General features: G+C 70.6%; 4 protein-coding genes and 1 pseudogene. 4 read left to right on the top strand and 1 reads right to left on the bottom strand.

Annotation, left to right across the window (positions count from 1 at the left end; genetic code table 11):
• Positions 1-96 precede the first annotated feature (96 nt).
• The 3 genes and pseudogenes from ACFWPJ_RS24925 to nudC form a co-directional block, all read left to right on the top strand.
• Positions 97-489: pseudogene (locus ACFWPJ_RS24925) on the top strand (PD-(D/E)XK nuclease family protein); the annotation flags it as partial.
• 85 nt (positions 490-574) lie between these two features.
• Positions 575-1,630, top strand: a complete 1,056-nt coding sequence (locus ACFWPJ_RS24920; protein ID WP_378854807.1) for a potassium channel family protein — start codon at positions 575-577, stop codon at positions 1,628-1,630.
• Positions 1,631-1,706: 76 nt separating this feature from the next.
• On the top strand, positions 1,707-2,609 hold the full coding sequence (gene nudC, locus ACFWPJ_RS24915) for an NAD(+) diphosphatase (RefSeq protein WP_378854806.1): 903 nt from the start codon (positions 1,707-1,709) through the stop codon (positions 2,607-2,609).
• A gap of 13 nt (positions 2,610-2,622) precedes the next feature.
• Here nudC and ACFWPJ_RS24910 read toward each other — a convergent pair whose 3' ends face one another.
• On the bottom strand, positions 2,623-2,853 hold the full coding sequence (locus ACFWPJ_RS24910) for a mycoredoxin (RefSeq protein ID WP_189027531.1): 231 nt from the start codon (positions 2,851-2,853) through the stop codon (positions 2,623-2,625).
• A 141-nt stretch (positions 2,854-2,994) separates the two neighbouring features.
• On the opposite strand from ACFWPJ_RS24910, the gene ACFWPJ_RS24905 reads away from it, so the two are divergent.
• On the top strand, positions 2,995-4,830 hold a 1,836-nt coding region (locus ACFWPJ_RS24905; RefSeq protein WP_378854805.1), incomplete at its 3' end, for an ATP-dependent helicase.

Here is a 4,830-nt window from a genome sequence, read left to right as displayed (position 1 = left end):
CCGCTCGCGGGGCGGGCCAGCCACCACGGCCCGGGCGCCGCCCACCGCCGGCCCCAACGGGCCCGCGCCCACACGTAACCCGCCCACAGCCGGGGGGCGTTTCGCCGGTCGCCGTGGGCGCACCGCAACCCGATCGACGTCGAGGTGCCGTTCGAGACCAGCATCGCGGGCACCGTCATTCGCGGCCGGATGGACGCCGTGTTCGCCGAACCCGGCGGCCGCTGGGTGGTGGTCGACTGGAAGACCGGCGCCGAACCCGGCCCCGCCGACGAAGCCGCCGTCGCCGTGCAGCTGGCCGTCTACCGCCTCGCCTGGGCGCGGCTGATGGCCGCCCGCACCGGGGCCACCGAGGACCAGATGCTCCAACGAGTCGGCGCGGCATTCCATTACGTCCGTTCCGGCCGCACCATCGCCCCCGCCGACCTCGCGGGCCCGCAGGAACTCGAGCAGCTCATCCGCGACGCCGCTCCGGCCCCGGATGTCGAATGAGCCCGGCGCGTGGGAACGCAGTAGGCTCCCGGATTGTGCCGGAGCCTGACGAAATCGGTGACGGGCCGAGCGAAAGGAGGGGGCGATGCTAGGGGACAAGGTCGGCCCGATCGGGCTCAGTAGCAGCCCGGACTACGCGCTGGTCGGTTTGCTGCGGATCCCCGCGGCGCAGACCAGTCCGTGGTGGTCCCTCACCCGCCGCGTCCTGTTCGCGATCGCGCTGCTGTTCACCGCGGCGATCGTGGTGTACGTCGGTCGCGACGGCTACAACGACAACGCCGGCGGCGAGCTGTCGTTCCTCGACGCGTTGTACTACGCCACCGTCTCGCTGTCGACCACCGGTTACGGCGACATCTCCCCGTTCTCTCCGTCGGCGCGACTGATCAATACGATCGTCATCACCCCCCTGCGCATCCTGTTCCTGATCGTGCTGGTCGGCACCACCCTCAGCGTGCTCACCGAACGGTCACGGCAGGCGTTCAAGATTCAGCGATGGAGGCACACCGTGCGCAATCACACCGTCGTCGTCGGCTACGGCACCAAGGGACGCACCGCGATCGACGCCATGCTCGGCGACGGGGTGCAGCAGTCGGAGATCGTGGTGGTCGACACCGACGCCGTGGCACTCGAGCAAGCCGCGAACGCGGGCCTGGTCACCGTGCACGGCTCGGCCACCAAATCCGATGTGCTGCGGCTGACCGGTGTGCAGCGGGCCGCCTCCGTCATCGTCGCCACCAATCGCGACGACACGGCCACGCTGGTGACGCTCACCGCCCGCGAGCTGAACAAGACGGCCAAGATCGTCGTCGCCATCCGCGAGGCCGAGAACACCCACCTGGTGCGCCAGTCCGGCGCCGACTCGGTGGTCGTGTCCTCGGAGACCGCGGGCAGGCTGCTCGGCATCGCCACCACGACGCCCACCGTCGTGGAGATGATGGAGGATCTGCTGACGCCCGAACAGGGTTTCGCGGTCGCCGAACGCGAGGTCGAACCGGGTGAGGTCGGCGGATCGCCGCGGCATCTCAGCGACATCGTGCTGGGCGTGGTGCGCGACGGCAACCTGATCCGGGTGGGTGAACCCGAGGTCGACGCGCTCGACGCGGGCGACAAGCTGCTCTACATCCGCCGCAGCGGAAAGTAGGCGGGGACCAGGCGTACCTCCGCGTTCGCTCCGGCCATGCGCAGGTCTCGGACGGCCGCGCCGGGCAGCGCCCACTATGCTCAGCAGTGTGTCGTTCCGACTGAAAGACGTTCCGCTGCTGTCGCGTTCCGCCATCGATCGAGCCGAGCACGTCCGGCTCGATCCCGAGGCCCTGCGTGAAGGTTGGGGTAAAGCGAAGATCCTGCGTGTCGACGCGCGCGGGCGGGTGCGGGTCGAGAGCGCCGGAGTGGTCCTCGACGCCGCCGTCACGCTCGCCGAACAGCCGGGTCCCGGCGCGGTCTTCCTCGGCGTCGCCGATGGCAGCCACCTGTGGGCCGTGCGCGATCCCGAACTCGACGGAACGCTGAAGGATCTGCGGGCGCTCGGCGCTGTCGACGACTTCACCGCCGACCTGCTCGCCACGGCCTACGCCCTGCTGAACTGGCACGATCGTGCCGGTTATCACGGCGGCGACGGCACGACGACCACGCTGGCGCGGGCGGGCTGGTCCCGGCTCACCGCGGACGGCGAGGAAGAGTTCCCGCGGATCGACCCCGCCATCATCTGCCTGGTGCACGACGGCGCCGACCGCGTGCTGCTGGCGCGCCAGCACACCTGGCCCGCGACGATGTTCTCGCTGCTGGCGGGATTCGTTGAGGTGGGCGAGTCGCTCGAGCGCTGCGTCGAGCGCGAGGTCCGCGAGGAAGTGGGCGTCGACGTGCGCGAGGTCCACTACCTCGGCAGTCAACCGTGGCCGTTCCCGCGCTCGCTCATGGTCGGGTTCGCCGCGGTCGGCGATCCGGCGCAGGAGCTGGTGTTCTCCGACGGCGAGATCGCCGAGGCGCACTGGTTCACCCGCGACGAGGTGAGGGCCGCACTCCAGATCGGAGACTGGTCGGCGAAGGAAACCGGCGCGCGGCTGCTGGTGCCCGGGTCGATCTCGATCGCACGCACGATCATCGAATCCTGGGCGGAGTAGCAGCCGCCCGCCCTCAGGCCAGGGCGGCGAGTGCCTGCTTGACCTGCGACAGCGACGGGTTGGTCGCGGTCGAGCCGTCGCGGAACTTGATCGTCGGGACGACGTGGTTGCCGTTGTTCACGCTGCCGACGAATTCGGCCGAAGCGGGGTCGTCCTCGATGTCGATCACCGTGTAGGTGATGCCCGCCTCGTCGAGCTGGGTCTTGAGGCGACGGCAGTAGCCGCACCAGGTGGTCGAGTACATCGTCAGATCAGTGGTTGCGTCAGTCACGGGATGTGCAACATCGCGGGAGCGCGTGGTGTTCCGGGCCGACATGTGACGGCATCGGCGCGCCGTAATCCGAGGTACGGCGGCCATCGGGTCCGCTTGTCGGCGGGCGCTGTCATGATGGTGCCCGTGCCAGCACTCGATCTCACCGCCCTCGACCCGGAACAGGCCGCCGCGGTGCGGGCGCCACGAGGACCGGTGTGTGTGCTCGCCGGCGCGGGTACCGGCAAGACCAGGACCATCACCCACCGGATCGCGCACCTGATCGCGGGCGGACACGTGAAGGCCGACCAGGTCCTGGCCGTGACGTTCACCGCCAGGGCGGCGGGGGAGATGCGCAACCGGCTGCGCACGATGGGACTCGGTGGCGAGGCCGGGCAGGTCCAGGCCCGCACCTTCCACGCCGCGGCGCTGCGGCAGCTGCGGTACTTCTGGCCGCAGGTCGTCGGTGACGTGCCGTGGCGGTTGCTCGACAGCAAGTTCCCCGTGGTCTCCCAAGCCGCGCACCGGGCGGGGCTCGGCACATCCACCGAACTGATCCGCGACCTGCTCAGCGAGATCGAATGGGCCAAGGCGTCGCTGATCGCGCCAGAGGACTACCCCGCCGCCGCGGCACGGCACCACCGCGACGCGCCGGTCGAGGTCACCAGGGTCGCCCAGGTCTACGCGGGCTACGAATCGATGAAGACCTCCGCCGACGGCCTGCTGCTCGACTTCGACGACCTGCTGCTGCACACCGCGGCCGCGCTCGAGGACTATCCGGCCGTCGCCGACGAGTTCCGCGGCCGCTATCGCAGCTTCGTCGTCGACGAGTACCAGGACGTCACCCCGCTGCAGCAGCGGGTACTCGACGCGTGGCTGGGGGAACGCGACGATCTCACCGTCGTCGGCGACGCCAACCAGACCATCTACTCCTTCACCGGCGCCACCCCGAACTACCTGCTCGACTTCTCCCGCCGTTTCCCCGACGCCACCGTCATCCGGCTCGAACGCGACTACCGGTCGACCCCGCAGGTGGTGTCGCTGGCCAACCGGGTGATCGGCGCCGCCCGCGGCCGCATCGCCGGGACCAGGCTCGCGCTGATCGGACAGCGCCCCGACGGGCCGGAACCCGAGTTCGCCGAATACCCCGACGTGCCCGCCGAGGCCGCGGCCGTGGCGGGACGGATCAAGAAGCTGATCGCCGCTGGCACACCCGCCGCCGAGATCGCCGTGCTCTACCGGATCAACGCCCAGTCCGAACCGTTCGAGCAGGCGCTGGGCGCCCGCGACATCCCGTTCCAGGTGCGCGGTGGCGAAGGATTCTTCCAGCGGCAGGAGGTTCGCCAGGCGATTCAGGCGCTGCGCCAGACCGACGCCCGCGACGACCTGCCCGACGAGGCGCGCAGCGGCGCCGAACTGATCACGCTGGTCCGCGCCGCGCTCGCCCCGGTCGGGCTCACCGCCGAGGAACCCGCGGGCGCGCAGGCCAAGGAACGCTGGTCCTCGCTGCTGGCGCTGGTGCAGCTCACCGAGGAGCTGGTCGGCCACGACGAGGAGATCGACCTGACCGGGTTGCTGCGCGAACTCGCGACCCGCGCCGAGGCCAAGCATCCGCCGACCGTCGACGGTGTCACCCTGGCCTCGCTGCACGCGGCCAAGGGCCTGGAATGGGATGCCGTGTTCCTGGTCGGCGTCGCCGACGGCACTCTGCCCATCCAGCATGTCCTCGGTGACGACGGCAGCCCGTCCGATCAGGCGGCATTGGAAGAGGAACGCAGGCTGCTCTACGTCGGCGTCACCCGGGCACGCGAACATCTCGCCGTGTCCTGGGCGCTGGCTCGCGCCGAGGGCGGCAGGCGGGTGCGCAGGCGGTCGCGGTTCCTCAACGGGCTGGTGCCCGACGACTCGCCCGCGTCGCGAATCGCCGCGACCGCGAACGGGCCGAAGGACGCCGACGGCAAACGCCCGCTG

Origin of the sequence: Nocardia sp. NPDC058497 (assembly GCF_042720195.1) — a bacterium.
GTDB lineage: Bacteria > Actinomycetota > Actinomycetes > Mycobacteriales > Mycobacteriaceae > Nocardia.
Note: the sequence above shows the minus strand (reverse complement) of the source record. Positions and strands in the feature narration are given on the sequence as shown.